Below are 18207 nucleotides of genomic sequence, written 5' to 3' on the forward strand. Positions count from 1 at the left end.
CACACCTATCTTTCCCATGCATTTTCTAAAAAATATCTTCCTATTTTCATGCATCCTTTTCTAACATTTCCTTTAATAATGTTTACATTTATGTCACATATATTAACTATTATAGCATAAAACGTTGGTACTTGGGCAGAAAATACGGTCAGCCACTGAAAATTTTTTGGTATTTTTTTCATTGCCCTCCTTTGGATAAAATGGTATTATTAAACTATTGTTACGAAGGAGGCTGACATAATGAAAACAAAACACATGCTAAAACATAGAACAATAGTTTATTCCCTTTTTATCATCATTACTTTAATATTGACCCCAATGGGAAATGTAGGCTATGCAGAAGACCAGATGGATGTACCTTTTAAAGATACCATATATACCAATATCCATGACAGTATTATAACAAAGGGTGTAGTACACCAAAAGTTTGATGTATTTGACAAAGATGGGTGGCTAAGGGGTGATATCTTAACCATTGACCTAAAAGATGAGAATATACACACCGACCTTCTACATACACCAAAACTTACCCAAGGCAAAACCCCTAGCCAACTGGCGCGAGAGGCAGGAGCTATAGCAGCGGTAAATGGAGATTTCTTTGATATACACTTTGGCACCAGAGCGCCTCAAGGTTACGTCATAAAAGACGGTCAGATAGTAAAGACCAGTCAGACAAAACCATTTGCCATAGGGGTAAATAAAGATAATCTTGGTAATATGCTAAATTTTGCCCTAAATGCCAGGATAATAGATGTATCCAGACCCAATTTGATGCCCATTCCCCTAAATGGCATAAATGAGTATATTCTAAATCCCGGACAGACAATGATCTATACATCCGTATGGGGCAAAGCCTCAAGAAATAGGTTGGTAAAGGGATCATCTCTATTTGCAGAAATAGTGGTAAAAAACAATGTAGTAGTTGACATATTAAAAAATAACCTGTTCAAAGGCAATATTCCAGATGATACATATATACTCCTTGGACGGGATAACGGGGCAAAAAGGCTCCTTGATAATATAAAAAAAGGTGACATATTAAAAGTAGATTATAGGACCAATATACCCTTAGACAATATATCCTATGCCCTATCCGGCGATGAATGGCTAGTTCAAAACGGGAAACCAAACAGCTTCCCAAGCAGCACAGGTCAAGCCAGGCACCCACGTACCGCCGTAGGCTTCAACAAGGAAGGCAACAGGATGTATCTGGTGGTAGTAGACGGGAGGCAAAAGGACAGCAGGGGTATGTCATACGATGAAATTGCCCAGTTTATGACAAGACTCGGTGCATTTACCGCCCTAAATTTTGATAGTGGAGGCTCTTCCCAGATGGTGGCAAGACCGGAAGGTAAAGAAGATATAGAAGTAATAAACTCCCCTTCCGATGGACGGGAGAGGGCAGTACCAAATGGCATCGGTATATTTACCAAGTCAACCCCTGGAAATCTTACAGGATTTAACATTGAAACCCCCGATAAAAACGTACTCTTAGGACTTACCCGGACATTTAAGGCGCACCCTTACGATGAAAATCATAATCCAATAAATATTGATAAAGAGATCATATGGAGTGTATCAAATGACCTAGGTATTTTTGAAAAACCCGGTCTTTTCAAGGCAACAAACAGTGGCAAGGGTGAAGTTAATGCATCACTTGATGATAAATCCACCCCCTCTAGTATAAGGGTACTTGGAAAACCTGTAAATATATACCCCAGTACCCCAAGCATAAACTTTAATACCGAAAAAACAGGCACATTCGAAATATACGGCAGAGATGCAAATGGTTACAGTACTATTATAGAACCAAGGGATATAAAGATAGAGTATGATGCTAATTTAATAGATATAAAACCTCAGGGGAATTCGTTTGTAGTAAATAAAAGGGCGGGAGATGGAAACGGGCTTATTGAAATATCCGTTTCAGACCTTAAAACATATGTGGGATATAGTATGGGACTCAAACAGGAAGTAGTAGAAAAATTTGAGGATCCTTCTAAATGGAAATTTACCCGATATCCAAACACAGTAGGAGGCCAGCTATCATTTATAGATTCACCTAATCGCAGTGGCAAGGCCCTTAGACTAGATTATGACTTTACTAAAACAAAGGTCACACGGGCAGCCTATGCAATGTATAACCCTGGTCCGCTAAAGCTTCCACAAGGTACTAAAAAGATAGGCATGTGGGCATTTGGCGACGGCGGCAATGGACACTGGCTAAGGGGAGTAGCAAAGGATGGGAGCGGTAAAAATCATAATATAGACTTTGCCAACAAGGTAGATTGGAAGGGATGGAAATACGTAGAAGCTGATCTATCAAAGCTATCCCAGCCCATATCCCTAGAGAGGGTATATATAGTAGCAACAAATCCAGAAAGCCTAAATAGTGGCTATATTATATTGGACGATCTAACCGCCTCCATACCTAGGGTAATAGAACTACCAGAGGAAGAAGAGAAAAAGCACTCCATTGTAATAGATAAGGATAACATGCCGGAAGGTGGAGTAAAATTCCTCATAGTAGATAACTTAGATCTAGACCCTAGCCTAGAAAAATCCCAGGCATTAGAATATATAGAACAAAGGCTTAATGATAAGGATAAACTAAAACCTGAACTTGTAATATTCACAGGCAGGCTATGTAAGCTTGAAGAAGGTATGTCCTATACCCATGAATGTATAAAAGAAGTACTAGGAGATACAAAATATCATCTATCAGACTCTGAAGCATTTAATTACCAAGGTACAATGTTTATATCCCTTGATATGAAAACGGGTAGCTGGCGTACCACCGATGCTACCCAATGGAAAATGGTCCAGAATGCCCTGAACGCTGCAAAAGATAATAAAGAGATAAAAAATGTTGTAGTAATAAATGAGATGTATGATAATATTACAGATGATAAGGAATATAAATTGATGCAAAAAACGCTTACCAAATTTATGGAAAAAAGCAATAGGCCTGCAGTATTTATAAATACCGATAAAAGATTTGATATAGATATAAAGGATGGCATACGATATATAAAGGCGGGAGATAATACACCCGTGTTTATAATAGATAATACATCTGATGAATGGCTAAAGATAATAAGATAAAATATAGGCAGGTCTATAGACCTGCCTATATTTTATCTTATATTACTAAATTCCCACGGGAGCAGTAGACGCCCTTATAATTAAGTTTACTGGTATAAAATGTACATCACAGGAGTACTCTTTTGTCTCAACCAAATTAACAACTATTTCAGCGGCTTTTCTACCTATTTCATGAAAATCTTGATCAACGGTTGTAAGGGATATATCCAATTGTTCCAGCATCTCAACATTGTCAAAACCTACAACTGAGATATCCCTAGGTACATTCATGTTTAATCGTTCCAGTGCTTTTTTCGCATATACGGCAATATAATCATTTTCAGCTACTATCCCAGTCATACCTGTGTTTTTAGAAAGCAACCCTTTAATCTTACTTTCAAAAAAATCTATTTGATCTATCGGCCTATCAAGTTCATTAGTTATCTCATGAAAAAGCCCCACCTCTATCAAACTGTCCTCTATCTCAAGTCCATAATCGTCTAAGGCTTTACAATATCCAAAGAAACGATCCCTTACTGAACTAGATTCTTCGATATATGGATTAGCCATATAAGCAATCTTCTTGTGCCCCAATTCTATTAAATGCTTTGTTATCTCATATCCGCCTTTAAAATTATCAGATACCACACAGTTTAACGGAATAGAATGGCAATATTTATCTATCATAGCTATAGGATATTTCTTTAGGTGCATTTTATAGAGAATATCAAAATTATTTCTAGCTGAAGGATAATATATAATACCGCTGACCCCATTACGTGGCAATTCAAGCAGAAATTTCCGTTCTTTTTCTGGATCGTCATTCGTATTATGTATGGTCAAAAACCAGCCCTTTTCATCCAGATATTCTGTAGCTCCCATAATATAGTCCACACGCCTTCCACCTGTACCATCCGAAGGTATGATCATTGCAATTATTTTATTGTTCTCGGTCTCTTCAGGCTCATCTGGTGACAGCACAAAGCTACCCTGTCCCTTTTTTCTGTAGACAAGACCTTCCCTTTGCATTTCATCCAATGCCCTTTTTGTAGTAATTCTGCTAACTCCAAATAGCTCTGCCATTTCCATCTCCGTTGGCAACCGATCATCTGGCTTTAATTGTCCATTTTTTATTTTTTGTTCGTAATGATCATATATCTGCTTGTATAGGGGTTTATTTGATCTAGCCACGTTTACACTCCTCACTTAATCCACATAGTTGTTAATCGTAATAAATAATGAATTATTAGTATTATACATCCATTATTCAGAAATATCTACAAAAATTGCGGCTTATGCCGCAATCTTTGTAGATAATATATCTCTATTATTTTTTGCTTGCTTTCCATTCATCAAGCTGCTTCTGAAGTTCATCTATAACCTTCTGTGCACCTGCTTTGTTGAGCTTATCTATATATTTAGGCAGATACTCATCAGGATCTACAGTACCATTGAAGATTATCTTCTCGAATTCTTCCTTCACGTTATTTATAGCAGACAATTCATTATCGATGTTGCTAGTATCAGGCCAGAATCCTAGACAAGGTGCTGGTACTGATTCATTATTGAACTTTTCAAATGCTTCCCATTTATCCTCTGGATCATCCGGTCCTAGGTTTGTAAGAAGCACATTACCCATAGCAAACTGAGGAACTTGATAGTTCTCATTGCCCGGCTCTATAGGCACTTGTCTTCCATCCTTCATCTCATAGTGTACACCCTCAATACCTGAACCAACAAGTACCCTCAAATCCTTATCTGTGTTTAATAGATTCAAGAACATCATAGCCCTCTCAGGATGCTCAGAAGCAACTGAGATAGCATGCATTGAACCGGTGGTACTCCAATTCTGTACTGTAGGTTTACCAACTGGGACTACATCTACCTTATAGCCTTTACTTGTACTATCTGATATTTCATTATAGGGCATATAGTGATAAGCATTGATGAACCATTTTCCTGTCTTATTTATATCCTCTACATCGGGATTTGTTACAACATCCTTACGTATATATCCCGCTTGATAGAACTCCCTCATAGTCTTTGCAAGTTGTTTCATCTCTGGAGTATCTACCATGTTTACAATCTTATAATCTGTATTTTTAGGATCATTTGAATCAAAGTATACACCAAATGGAGGCAGAACCTCTTCATATGGAATTATAGCTTTTAACCATGCACCATCTGCGTTAAATGGTACAAAACCATCGCCTTCCCCCTGTTTTACCTTCTCTAATGCAGGTTTCAATGATTCAAGATCTGTGAATTTCTTATAATCTATACCATATTTTTCTGCAATACCTACATTTACATTCCAAACAACCTGTGCACCTAATTCCTTGTTTACGGGAATAGCATAGTTCTTACCATCAATTTTGCTACCCTCTAAGAAATTAGGATTTATTGTCTTTTTAATATCCTGACCATATTCATCCAATAGATCATTTAATTCAAGAAAGGCACCCTTTTGTGCATTGCCCCTATAATCATTGGCCCAGCTGCATGTAAAACAGATATCATATTTTTCTCCGGAGTTAACTATAACCTGCATCTTATCGTTATAGTCACCCCAGTCATACATAACCATGTTTACAGTGGCATTTATCTTGTCCTTAAGATATTTGTTTACCTCTTCAAATACCATATCGGTATCCTTTTGAGGTGTACCAATTTGATACCATAATAGTTCAACCGGTTCTGAACAATCATCTTTTTTGCCTTCCCCTTTATCCTCTTCGTTATCTACATCTTTCTTATTTTCGGTTACAGATGAATTATCCGCTTTATCTGCATCTGTATCCTTGTCATCTTTTGAGCAGCCGGTAAAAATACCTGCAACTAGTAAGGTCATAACAAGCAAGATAGAAACAATTTTTTTGCTCTTCATTTCTTTTCCTCCCTTTACCTTTAATATTTTCAAGCTACAATCTTATAGCCTGTATATGTTTATTGGAGCAATGCCCCATAACATATCAAAAATTAACCTTTTACAGATCCAATGGTTAGGCCCTGTATAAAGAACTGCTGAAAAAACGGATATGCAGCTGCAATTGGCAGTACAACTAAAACAACCATGGCCATTCTGGCACTCTCCCTCGGTAATGACTTGAGGGCGGAACTAGCCTCTGAAGACGTCATTTTAGTCGCATTTTGTATAATAAACTCCATCCTGTTTTCAATCTTCATCAAAAGATACTGAACAGGGATAAGATTTGGATTATCTATAAACAACATGGCATTAAACCAGTCATTCCAGTATGCAAGGGTCGTAAATAGCCCTATAGTTGCAATGCCAGGCAAACTTATGGGGAGTATGATCTGCAAAAAGGTTCTAAATTCCCCACTGCCATCTATCGCTGCCGCATCTATCAATGAATCTGGTATCGTTGTAGTAAAAAAGGTACGCAAAACTATTATATGAAATGCATTCAAACACATAGGCATTATCAATGCCCAGATACTATCGCGTAATTTTAGTAATTGAGTCATCGTTATATAAAATGGTACCAATCCACCACCAAACAGCATTGTAAAAAAGGCTATAAAGGTAAAAAATCCACGGAATTTATAATCCTTTCTATACAAGGCATAGGCATACATGGAAGTAATGATGAGGGTAAGAATAGTACCTACGACAGTTATGACTACACTTACGCCATATGATCTACCTAGCAGCTCACCAGTTTTAAAGATATACTTATATGCTTCCATAGTTGTTTTCTTAGGGAAAAAACTATATCCATACTCTGCCAGCGCCATCTCATCAGTAAAAGAAATAATTACAATAAATATAAAAGGAATTATGCATGATAAACTGAAAAGGGCCAAAATTATATTAAATATAACCTCTGCTACCGGCCCAAGGGCGTTTGGCCTATATTCCTTTTTCAATCCATTTCCCTCCATTCCTATTTATAATAAGTACACTTAATGACATTAGAATAATGCACTATCTTCATCTATGCGATTTACAACTTTATTTGTTATTAAAATCAGTACAAAACCTACTAGTGACTGAAATAAACCTGCAGCAGTAGACATGCCGATATTTCCCATTTTCATAAGACCTCTAAATACATATGTATCTATAACATTTGTCACCGGATATAATGCCCCAGAATTCCTTGGTACATTGTAGAACAAACCAAAGTCTGCGGAAAATATCCTTCCAATTCCCAGAATAGTCATCATAATCATCATGGGTTTTATAGAAGGAATGGTAATATACTTAATCTGTTCCCATTTGGTAGCACCATCTATCATTGCTGCCTCATAATATGTCTTATCAATACCGCATATTGCTGCTAAGTACACAACGCTATTGTATCCGGTACCCTTCCATAGGCTTACAAAAGTCAATATAAATGGCCAATATTTAGGCTCCATATACCAGTCCTTTGCTGCGATCCCCATATTTTCAAGCATTTTATTTAAAAATCCTGATTCAGAGCTTAAAAAGGCAAAAACAAAATAACTAACTACTACCCAAGACAAGAAGAAAGGAAAAAACATCGCTGTTTGATATACCTTCGCCAATTTCTTGCTAGCTATCTCATTGAGCATAATAGCAAAAAAGACAGATATAAAGAGACCTAAGAACAACCAGAGTATATTATATCCTACTGTATTCCGAATAATAACATATGCATCATTAGTGGCAAATAAGAATTTAAAATTCTTTAGTCCTACCCATTCACTATTTATTACACTTGCAAAAAAACCGCCCTTGCTTATCTTAAAATCTTTAAATGCAATAACAATACCTAACATAGGAATATATTTAAAAATAAGAAACCATAATGCACCAGGTAACACCATCATTGTAAGGGCAAAATTCTTCTTGAATGATTGAGATTTTACATTAGCCACCTTTTCCCACCTCCATTTCATATCTTAAAAGTACTAACCAAACAAGATACTGGCATTTAGAAAGTTGAATTATATCTGCTATATATGATATATCATATATAGGACATATTGTCAATATTTTATATTAAAATATTGTTTTATACATCGTATGATATATTTTGCTCTGTAATGCCATAATTTTATCCATTGTTTTTATATCAAGATATATTTTGCTTGCAGATTTATGAATCGGCATTAATATTTACCCATAAAAAAAAGGCTATATGAATATAGCCTTTTTATAAATAAAAATTAATCTGTTATATTGAGTATGGACTGATCTTCAACAAAAGTAATTACATTATACAAAATCATTATATTATCTATATGTTCATCCCTTACCAGTTTCTCTATGCTATCTGTATAATACCTCGGATCCACCATATAAATCTCATCATAATGCTCCAATAGAAATGGCACCAAGGTATTTGCATAGGAATCTTTTATTATAAGTAGCTTTCTATTATTTCTTCCCGGTGTAGTTATCCTTATTAAGGGATAATTGCCACCTAAAAACACCATATATTTATCCTTTTTACCTAACGCATCCATATCATATATGGAACTAGCAGTTTTGCCCTCCATGCAGTATTCCACCTTATAATCCATTGGATTTATAGGCATATATAATTCTATACTATCGGGGGATATATGCCTATATCCGCTTTTAGAATACAAGGATCCATAGAAGCTATCTGTAACCTGTTGTATTTTAAACTCTTCCATATCACTAGCCTTAAAACCCATCTTAGCTGCAATACTCCTATAGGCATAGTATGCACCCCTGGTAGTCCAATGGTGATCAGTCCTATAGTATATATATTCATCCCTTTTAGAGAATAGTGCATCATATACATCTATAAAATGTATGTCCCCATCTAACCCATCACGTATAATATCCATGTATATACTTTCATCTGCTACAGGCGCATTCTTAGGCAGCTTATCCTCCAATACCTTTACGGAATTTGGTACCAGCACAAAATATTTATTGATATCAGGAAACATATCAGACAATGCATTTACCGCCTGTATTTTCTTATCCATACTTTCCCCCTTGGGCGCATCAAAACCCTGCATAAGGTATCCATCTTTACAGAGGAATACGCCGTTATTATCCATCTTACCCATTGCCTTTTCCATGCCAGACTTTATACCTACCCATCCATCCCTAAAGGGAAACTGGTCTGAGATATACCGTTCAAACTCAGAAGTAAATCTCCCCTTTAAAAGTCTCTTCATTGAAAATTCAGGCATTTCCTGAAGCACCCTATTCTCCCCATCAGAAAAAGATCTATCAGGCATAAATATATGCATTACCGGTATACCGCCTATAAAGCATACAAATATAATTACCATGATCTTTGTATATATGTTTTGATGTCTATGCACAATAAACCCCCATTCAAAAATAATACCTGATATATCAAAATCTAAAATATAAAAATGGATTATAGCTCTCATTTACCAGATAGGCAGTAGAAAGCAGCAACAATATAATATACAAAATGGGCTGCACTGCTAAACTAAAACCCTCAAACCTTGTCCTCATGTTTGAAGCAACCCGTTTTGGCAAGGGTGTACAGCTAATTATAAGCACTATAAAATATAACGCATAACTCCTCAAATAGTAAAGGCAGGTCTTATCAAAGAGCCCGCTCCCGCCCATGCCAAACATCACCCTTGTAAACTCCATGCCCTTTGTCATATCATCAAACTCAAAGAACACCCACCCCAATATGACTATAAGCATGGTATATATATGTCCTACAAAATTTGGCTGTCTGTCCAGCCATTTCTTTAAGAAACATTTTTCAATGGTCAATATAACGCCAAAGTATAAACCCCAAAGTATAAAATTCCAATTGGCACCATGCCAAAATCCCGTCAAAAGCCATACTATAAATATATTCCGATATTGCTTTAGTTTACCTTCCCTGTTGCCTCCAAGGGGTATATATACATACTCGCGAAACCACGAGCCTAAAGAAATATGCCATCTGCGCCAAAACTCTGTGATGTTTTTTGATATATATGGATAATCAAAGTTCTCCATAAATTCAAATCCGAACATCCTTCCAAGGCCTATAGCCATATCGGAGTACCCGCTAAAATCAAAATATATCTGGAGGGTAAACGCTCCTATGCCCATCCATGCAGATACGGTGGACATATTTTTTATATCCAAGGACTTTATACTGCTCCATAGAAGGCCTATGTTGTTTGCCAATAATACCTTTTTAGATAGACCTATTATAAATCGCTCTATACCCTTTGAAAAATTATTAAGGGTCTCCTTTCGTTCCCTGAGCTGCTTTTCGATATCACCATATTTTACTATGGGACCTGCAACTAGTTGTGGAAACATAGTAACATATGTGCCAAAGCTTATAATATCCTTCTGTACATTCACCTTCTCAAGATATACATCTATTACATAGGACATGGTTTGAAATGTATAGAATGATATACCTATTGGCAAAGGTAATTCCCTATATTCTAAATTTATACCAAAAATTTTATTTATATTTTCAATAAAAAAACCGTAATATTTAAAATAGCCAAGCAAACCTATATTTACAACTACAGATGATATTAAAATCAGCTTGTCCTTTTTCCCCATGCCCTTAAATTTATCTATAAGTATGCCGCATATATAGTTAAATATAATGGAAAAAATCATTATGACAACATATACAGGCTCACCCCAGGCATAAAAAATAAGGCTGGCAATAAGGAGCACCAAATTTTTTGCCCTGCCTTTTGATATATAATAAGCAAATAATGTTATTGGTAAAAATACAAATATAAATATTAAGCTGCTAAATACCATATTACCCCCTGCCAAACCCCTTCAAGATATTTATTTAAAGCTATTTTCAAAGGCTTCTTCGATTTTTTCTGCATCCTTTGAAACTACAAAGAGTATATAATTGCCCTTCGAAGTAAGTACATGTTTTTGTATAAGTTCATACTCCTCAGGAATATAGGCCTTAAAGCCTTCCTTCTTATCCTCTATCCTATCCTTTATATCATCTATTATATCATCTATATCATCTTTCTTATTAGCCTTTATTACAGCCACCTCATCGGACCTTATATTTGACGGAGCGAGATATAATAAAAACTCCTCCACCTCATCCTTATCCATATCATATAGCTTATCAAAATCCTTTTGATCGCCCTTTATCATCTCTGACACATCTGATGATTTTTTTATATTCTCCCATATCTCTGCCATTGATGGCTCCTTTTCAACCTTATCAGACTTTGTGCAACCTGAAATCCATGTTATGGAAAACATTAGCAAAAATACTATGCTTATAATCCTATAACCTTTCTTCATATTATTATCAATCTCCCTTCATCTTTTATTATTACATATTTTCCTTTATATAGTTGAGCCATACGATATAAAATTTATATTTATAATGTATGCCATCTGGTTCTCTGAGCTCATCGCCATATTGTTTGGCCACGGCGGCCACATCCATATAAGAAACCCCTTCTTTTTCCGCCATCTCCTTAAGTGCCCTATTAAACTCATCTATCCTAGGATTATTAAGATTGCCAGATCTCTTCTTGGCCCTATCATCCACCGGAAGAATAGATTGGATATAGATTTTAGTATTTGGCAGCCTTTCCTTAAGGGCATCTATAAGTTTTGTATACCCTTCTATAAAAGTACCTTCCCCATCAATGACATCATTCATGCCAAATAGTATAAAAATCTTCTCTGGCCCCTTCTCTACTACTTTGTCAAGCTTTGACATGGCCTTTCTAGATGTAAGCCCCTTTATGCCAAGCACCCTGGACTCGTCCACAAACTTATAATAGGATATGGATTCAGTAATTGAGTCCCCAAAAAATACACAATTTTGAAATTCCTTGTTATAATCATACTTTATCTCTATAGATCCCTTTTGCTGAACCTCTTTTGGTGCTTCTTCCTTCGGTGCTTCCCCGTTCGGCACTTTCTCTTGCCCATTTTCCCTTTGAGCTTCATTATCATTTAGTTCATTTACAACTGTATCTGCCTTATCTTGATTGCCCTTAGGGCTCTTCTCCTTCTCTAAAGCCAAATCATTAGTGTTTTTAGCAGTATCAACATCCTTTACTTTTGCATCTGCTTCTGCGTTTATTGCTAGATCTTTATCCTTTGAAATAAACCCTTTAATACATAAACTTAAAACAAGAATTGAAACAATACTTATAAAAATAATAAACCTTTTCCTATCTGCGACCCTTACTCTAGTCAATTTTACAAAATTCATAATATCATGACACCTGCTCCTTATATCTAGAATAACACTATATATGATTTTACTATCGAACTCAAAAAAATAAGTTACGAAAAGATTTCAATTTTATTTCATTATATAAACAACTGATATTCTAACAAAAATATATAGGAGCATAACTTATACAAGCCATGCTCCTATATATTAATTACTCTCTATGTTCTGCCCCGATTCTCTATATAGATCAATCTCTCCATCTAACTCTATCTTTATCACAGTACAATCCTTATCTATGGCATCTTCAGGAACATCTATCCATAGTATGCCAGGTATGTTAAGCCACGGAGCTCCTCCTAGTTTCTTATATCCGAGTTCCATTCCACTGCCTAAGGCTGTAATCTTCTTTATCCTATTTCTTATACCCTTCAATGGCACATCATCATATGGCCTATCAAAGCAAAATAGGTACAATGTCTTTTTATCCTTTGATAGGGTGCTAGGTCCATAAAAGTGTCCAGGCGGGAGCCCTGCCTCCGTATCATATATGGCCTCATCATGACGTCTAATCCATTCACCGAGGCCTAAAAGTCTCTTTTCCTGCTCCGGATCTATACTCCCATCCTCCATTGGACCAATATCCAGAAGCATATTGCCGCCCATACCTATGCACTCTGCAAACATCCTTATAATCTGCCTTACCGATTTATAATTCTTATCATCGGGCTGATATCCCCATGAATCATTTACCGTTACACAAAATTCCCATGGTCCTTCAGGCCTTATTATGGGTATACCCTGCTCAGGGGTCTTGTAATCACCATATCCCCACATACGGGAGTTTAATACTACATTGGGATTAAAGCTGTGGAGATACTCCCTAAGCTCTTTCATCCGCCATTCATCTGCGCTCTTTTCCCAATCTCCATCAAACCACAATAGATCTGGATGGAAATTTTCCATGAGTTCCTTTAATTGACCCCTATGAAATTTTAAAAATCTCTCCCATGCTTCAAAATCCTCTTCACCCTCTGGATGGGTAAACCTATTTCTATTTAGATTGGCAAGATTCTCCCTCTCATCCTCCCTATATATGGATGCATAATCAGGATGAGACCAGTCAAGATGTGAAAAATATAATCCAACCTTCAATCCTTGCTCCCTTACTGCCTCTACCCATGGTTTTATAAGATCCCGGCCTGCAGGTGTCTTGTGCACTACACTTAGATCGTTCAGTTTAGTATCCCATAGTGCAACACCATCATGATGCTTTGTAGTAAGGACTGCATATCTTGCACCTGCCTTTTTATACAGCTCAGCCCAGGCCTTTGGATCATAATTTTTTGCTGTAAAACCTTCACACTGTTTCATATAATCCCCATAGGATATCCCACCATTATAGAAGGACCAGGACTCTGCTATCCCATATACAGAATATATTCCCCAGTGTATAAATATCCCCAATTTAGCATCTTTAAACCATTGCTGCATCATACATAATTACCCCTTCCATAGAAATGCTCAAATTCCATTATAGCATTTTTATGGAAGGGGAACAAGAATAAACTGTTAAATATATTGCTACTGCTCATTACTACGATTTCTTAGCCATTCCTCAACTTCTAATTGATTATACCGTATGCTCTTCTTTTTGCCTATATATGGCATACCTTCCTTCCTCCATCTCCATGCCGTCGTAGAATTAATAGACAACCATTCACAGAGCTCCCGCTCTGTTATCCATTCAGCCATGGTTAATACTCCCCTTACATATATTATATTATTACATTATGTTTAAATATAATTAAATTATACACTTTGTTTATTTTTTGTCAATATCCTCTTCTTATTGTAAAAATACCGCCAATCTCCATATTTGTTAATGGAAATTGGCGGTATTTATCAATCCTTATGGGGAAGTGTTTTCAACACTTCAGATGCTACCTTCCTTACATTCTCATCTTCATCGGTAGTAAAACTCCTTATATGCTCACTGGCTATTGGATTACCAATTTTACCTAATGTCTTCATTATTTCTATGCGAATTTCTGGATCTGCATCCCTAAGCATTGTGATCAATTTATTGGCAATATCCAGATCCTTAGAAGTAGCTAATGCCCTTATAGCTGCCAATCTAATATCTTTATTAGAATTTGTCGTTGCCTCCAATAATTTATTTGTCTTTCCCTTTTGTTCCCATGATTCGATCTTTTTTAATGAAACACCAAACATGGACAACCACTCCTTTTTATAATATTTTATATGAATAATATGAAAGCAAAACTTCATTGGTTTTGTACTTTCCCATAGTATAAACCTCAAATATGAATACCTTCCATAAGCATATCCATAAGTGACTGCCTGTCTCGTTCCCTCTGTGCCTCACCATAGCTTAACATTGCACATCTCATACAATGGCGGATTACCATATCATAAAATATATCTGCTACAAAATCACAATCGATATCCTTTATACACCCTTCCTGCTGCCCACACTCAAATATTCCTTTAAGCACATCGATAATCTTTGTCCTTTGATCACAAATATATTTCTGCAATTCATTTTGGGTTTCAGCCTTTAAAGATACTCCGCCAGTTTTAAACATCATATCGCTGGTCTTTATATTCCTATTGACCTTCTGTTCGTGGAAATATATAAAGGCATATAGTTTGTCCATAAATACATGCTCTTCGTTTACCTCTTTTATCATCTTTAAAAAATATCTTTCATAATTGTGTTCAAAAACTTGAAGAAATAATGCCTCTTTGCTTTCAAAATACTGGTATACTGTGCCTTTCCCTATACCTGCATATTCTGCTATTTCATCTATACTTGTATTATAAAATCCTTTTTTACTAAACATATGTGTAGCAGCGTCCAATATCATCGACTTTTTACTTTTTATAGCCAATATCTATCTACGCTCCTTTACTATAAAGCATTTTATGGCTGAACGTTGACTGACCAGTCAGTCTATGTATAATATAGCACAAACACTCGGATATGACAATAAAATTCCCTGTTTTTATAAAATATATCGCCAATCTCCAAATATCCAGAGATTGGCGATATATTTTATATTTGATTCACTTTCCTTTCGATTTCCTGCAATACCCTATTATAGTAATCCAACATGGTTTTAAGGTTTGGATCCAAATTTTCAAGTGCCATTCGTACCGATTGAACGTTTGCCTTATCTTCTATAGAAAGATCACCCTTATCTGCTAGTTCACATATCCCTTTAATTACTAGTTGTACCTTTTCAAAATCCTCTTCAGATAGTGGCTGTGTGTTATATATACTATTTGTATAATCCCTCATTATTGATATGCCATAATCTATATTAGGTGCCCACTTACCACCTAAATCTTCTATGTATTTTATCGTACCTGCCCAACCTGCAGTCTTAGTTATGTACCACCTAGGATGTGGCGTCCCTATAGGATCTACTCCACAATATATACCCATATGGTTAAAATGTGCCCTTACACCATCCTCCGGCGTTTCAAAAGACTCATGATCCTCGGTCTTATCCCCTGTGGGATTGGCAGTCTTTATACCTGCCCAATTGTTCATATAGGGTCTAACTGAACCGGTATAACGCCCAAAGTTGGTCTCCTTTGCCGCCTGAGAATAAAGTATCTCAGGATTAATCCCCGTTTGTCCATAATAGTACCAATAGGTAGGTGCAATATCTATATACCTAAAATGGGCACCTTTTTTTATGGCCCAAGTCTGCGCCTGCAGTATAGTAGCCTTAGTAGTGCCTATTATGGGCGTCTTAAGGGACTGTATTTTATTTTCTACAGCTAAAAATTTATCTATCAAATTACTAGGAATTGATGTCCGTTCATCTCCAGACATATTATCATAGATTCCCCTTGCCTCTTCAACCCTTTTTTTATCATCTGCCCTTATCTGGGCAATAGTAGAAGGCTCAGGCAGTAGATTTACTATATCAACAAATTTATTGCTAGGGGAATCGGGAGCCGTTGGCTCCGGCCTTATTTCATCCGATGCCTTAAACACCCTATTGTCTATTACCCCATCTAATCCTGCATCTCGAAGATTTTGAAGACATCTATCTGCATCTTGTTTTGTTTCAAACTTATCTACTATCATCCAATACCAATCATTTTCCGGTATATAGAGGGCAAATGCATTCTTAAACCCTCTATCCATAAGCATTTGTATATTATTTACTGCATTTACCTTATCTCTATTTATTGAATATCTAACACAATAGTAGCCATTTAATCCTGATTTTATCCTATCCTCCAATGCCGTTAGCTTATATACATTGTTTACCCTCTTTTGTTGATCCAAAGTAAGTCGATCATATGCTATTCTTACTACCTGAACCTGTTTTTTAAGACTATCATCTATTTCCTGTACCTCTTCTACCTCTGGCAATGTATCTATTAAATTGATTACCAGCTGAACTGCCTTTTTATCCTCTTCTGCCGGATCCGTTGGTTTAGGATCAATTGGTTTAGGATCAACTGGTTTAGGAGCTTGTCCATCTTTTACTATTCTTATGTTGATGGCCTCAATGCGCCTACTTTCTCCTGCTGTTCCGGCAAATGCGCCGTTTGACTTCCATTTATCTACGTTGGCCTTTGGATTTCCCGTAAGTTTTAAGGCATTTAATCTATTATCAATACCCCAACCGTATTGGGCCATGTGTACCTGATATTCTATCTTATATCCCTTGTAATCACTGTTTGTCCTGGTATCGATCAGCCTTAGTTGTATGCCCTCTATCCGTTTTGACTCACCTTTTGTACCTATATAGCCATTGGATTTTAACCACAAAGAACCATCCTTAGGATCCTTCCACACATTCTGGCTACCTGCCTTTGGCATATCACCAAGCCCTTGCACATGTCCTCTATAGACTAAAATCATATTAGCAGGAGGATTTGTAAGCTTTAAGCTTAAGCCTTCTATCCTCTTACCCTTACCCATGGTACCTAGTCTAGTAGTAACTCCTTCTACTATATATTCACCATTAAGATTGCCATAGCTTTCCACATGCCCAGACCCTGAAAACTTTATAGCATCATATACCTCTTCGCCAGAGGTATTATTGGATATTATCCTTACATTTATCGCCTCAATACGTCTACTTTCTCCTGCTGTTCCGGCAAATCCACCATTGGACTGCCACTTATCTACGTTGGCCTTTGGATTTCCCGTAAGTTTTAAGGCATTTGATCTATTATCAATACCCCAGCCGTATTGGGCCATGTGTACCTGATATTCTATCTTATATCCCTTGTAATCACTGTTTGTCCTAGTATCGATCAGCCTTAGTTGTATGCCCTCTATCCGTTTTGACTCACCCTTTGTACCTATATAGCCATTGGATTTTAACCACAAAGAACCATCCTTAGGATCCTTCCACACATTCTGGCTACCTGCCTTTGGCATATCACCATGCCCTTGCACATGTCCTCTATAGACTAAAATCATATTAGCAGGAGGATTTGTAAGCTTTAAGCTTAAGCCTTCTATCCTCTTACCCTTACCCATAGTACCCAGTCTAAATACGAGCCTTTTTATGTACTCACTATTGACATTACTATATGTTTCTACATGTCCATACCCTGAAATGGTAACTTCGTCTGCTGCATTATACACCTCAGCAAATATTCCCGTACTGAATATAACGCCTAAAATCATTACAAAAATTAAAACCTTTGAAATAACCGATCTTCCAAACATTTCCCTTCACCCTCCTCTTAGGTCCCATGTAAATTAGATATAGTCTCTCCCCGTTACAGAACAATAAATTAACTGAAATACCTCCTTATACCATAATCGAAATATATATATGAATATTATATTGGTATTTACCCTTCTTTTCAATAAGCAGTATTAAATAATAGTACCATTTTCCTAGAGAACACTAAACAACCTATTCGTATTATTCTAAGTTGTGCTTCAGCTTTTTATCTCCTTATCTGTATATCT

The 18207-nt window shown here is 36.4% G+C and carries 15 protein-coding genes; 1 reads left to right on the forward strand and 14 read right to left on the reverse strand.

The window, feature by feature from the left end:
- Positions 1 to 5 precede the first annotated feature (5 nt).
- Positions 6 to 182 carry a hypothetical protein gene (locus tag EJN67_RS14140; protein WP_207208000.1) on the reverse strand — a complete coding sequence of 59 codons (177 nt, stop codon included), beginning with the start codon at positions 180 to 182 and terminating at the stop codon, positions 6 to 8.
- A 58-nt stretch (positions 183 to 240) separates the two neighbouring features.
- Between EJN67_RS14140 and EJN67_RS08795 the strand changes: the two genes are divergently transcribed.
- On the forward strand, positions 241 to 3105 hold the full coding sequence (locus tag EJN67_RS08795; RefSeq protein WP_129723960.1) for a phosphodiester glycosidase family protein: 2865 nt from the start codon (positions 241 to 243) through the stop codon (positions 3103 to 3105).
- Between the two features lie 45 nt (positions 3106 to 3150).
- On the opposite strand, the gene EJN67_RS08800 is transcribed toward EJN67_RS08795, so the two are convergent.
- The 13 genes from EJN67_RS08800 to EJN67_RS08860 form a co-directional block, all read right to left on the reverse strand.
- Positions 3151 to 4275 (reverse strand): GntR family transcriptional regulator, encoded by a 1125-nt coding sequence (locus EJN67_RS08800; protein WP_165000812.1) that lies wholly within the window; start codon positions 4273 to 4275, stop codon positions 3151 to 3153.
- A gap of 136 nt (positions 4276 to 4411) precedes the next feature.
- Positions 4412 to 5971 (reverse strand): ABC transporter substrate-binding protein, encoded by a 1560-nt coding sequence (locus tag EJN67_RS08805; protein ID WP_129723962.1) that lies wholly within the window; start codon positions 5969 to 5971, stop codon positions 4412 to 4414.
- Positions 5972 to 6063: 92 nt separating this feature from the next.
- Positions 6064 to 6990, reverse strand: a complete 927-nt coding sequence (locus EJN67_RS08810) for a carbohydrate ABC transporter permease (protein WP_129723963.1) — start codon at positions 6988 to 6990, stop codon at positions 6064 to 6066.
- A 30-nt stretch (positions 6991 to 7020) separates the two neighbouring features.
- Positions 7021 to 7905: an ABC transporter permease gene (locus EJN67_RS08815; protein WP_243641271.1), complete on the reverse strand. Its 885-nt coding sequence runs from the start codon at positions 7903 to 7905 to the stop codon at positions 7021 to 7023.
- A gap of 339 nt (positions 7906 to 8244) precedes the next feature.
- Entirely contained in the window at positions 8245 to 9384 is a 1140-nt protein-coding gene (locus EJN67_RS08820) for a DHHW family protein (RefSeq protein ID WP_207208001.1), read from the reverse strand.
- 34 nt (positions 9385 to 9418) lie between these two features.
- Positions 9419 to 10825 carry an MBOAT family O-acyltransferase gene (locus EJN67_RS08825; protein ID WP_129723965.1) on the reverse strand — a complete coding sequence of 469 codons (1407 nt, stop codon included), beginning with the start codon at positions 10823 to 10825 and terminating at the stop codon, positions 9419 to 9421.
- A gap of 30 nt (positions 10826 to 10855) precedes the next feature.
- Complete coding sequence (locus tag EJN67_RS08830; protein WP_207208002.1) at positions 10856 to 11338, reverse strand: DUF4358 domain-containing protein; 483 nt, start codon at positions 11336 to 11338, stop codon at positions 10856 to 10858.
- Between the two features lie 31 nt (positions 11339 to 11369).
- Complete coding sequence (locus EJN67_RS08835; protein WP_129723966.1) at positions 11370 to 12266, reverse strand: GDSL-type esterase/lipase family protein; 897 nt, start codon at positions 12264 to 12266, stop codon at positions 11370 to 11372.
- Between the two features lie 171 nt (positions 12267 to 12437).
- Entirely contained in the window at positions 12438 to 13721 is a 1284-nt protein-coding gene (locus EJN67_RS08840; RefSeq protein WP_394347513.1) for an alpha-L-fucosidase, read from the reverse strand.
- 90 nt (positions 13722 to 13811) lie between these two features.
- Entirely contained in the window at positions 13812 to 13982 is a 171-nt protein-coding gene (locus EJN67_RS08845) for a helix-turn-helix domain-containing protein (RefSeq protein WP_129723968.1), read from the reverse strand.
- Between the two features lie 150 nt (positions 13983 to 14132).
- Entirely contained in the window at positions 14133 to 14462 is a 330-nt protein-coding gene (locus EJN67_RS08850; RefSeq protein WP_165000813.1) for a HEAT repeat domain-containing protein, read from the reverse strand.
- Between the two features lie 86 nt (positions 14463 to 14548).
- Positions 14549 to 15142 carry a TetR/AcrR family transcriptional regulator gene (locus EJN67_RS08855; RefSeq protein ID WP_207208003.1) on the reverse strand — a complete coding sequence of 198 codons (594 nt, stop codon included), beginning with the start codon at positions 15140 to 15142 and terminating at the stop codon, positions 14549 to 14551.
- Between the two features lie 164 nt (positions 15143 to 15306).
- Positions 15307 to 17958, reverse strand: a complete 2652-nt coding sequence (locus EJN67_RS08860; protein ID WP_129723970.1) for a glucosaminidase domain-containing protein — start codon at positions 17956 to 17958, stop codon at positions 15307 to 15309.
- Positions 17959 to 18207 lie beyond the last annotated feature (249 nt).

The organism is Xylanivirga thermophila (assembly GCF_004138105.1).
In the GTDB taxonomy this organism is placed as follows: Bacteria; Bacillota; Clostridia; order Caldicoprobacterales; family Xylanivirgaceae; genus Xylanivirga; species Xylanivirga thermophila.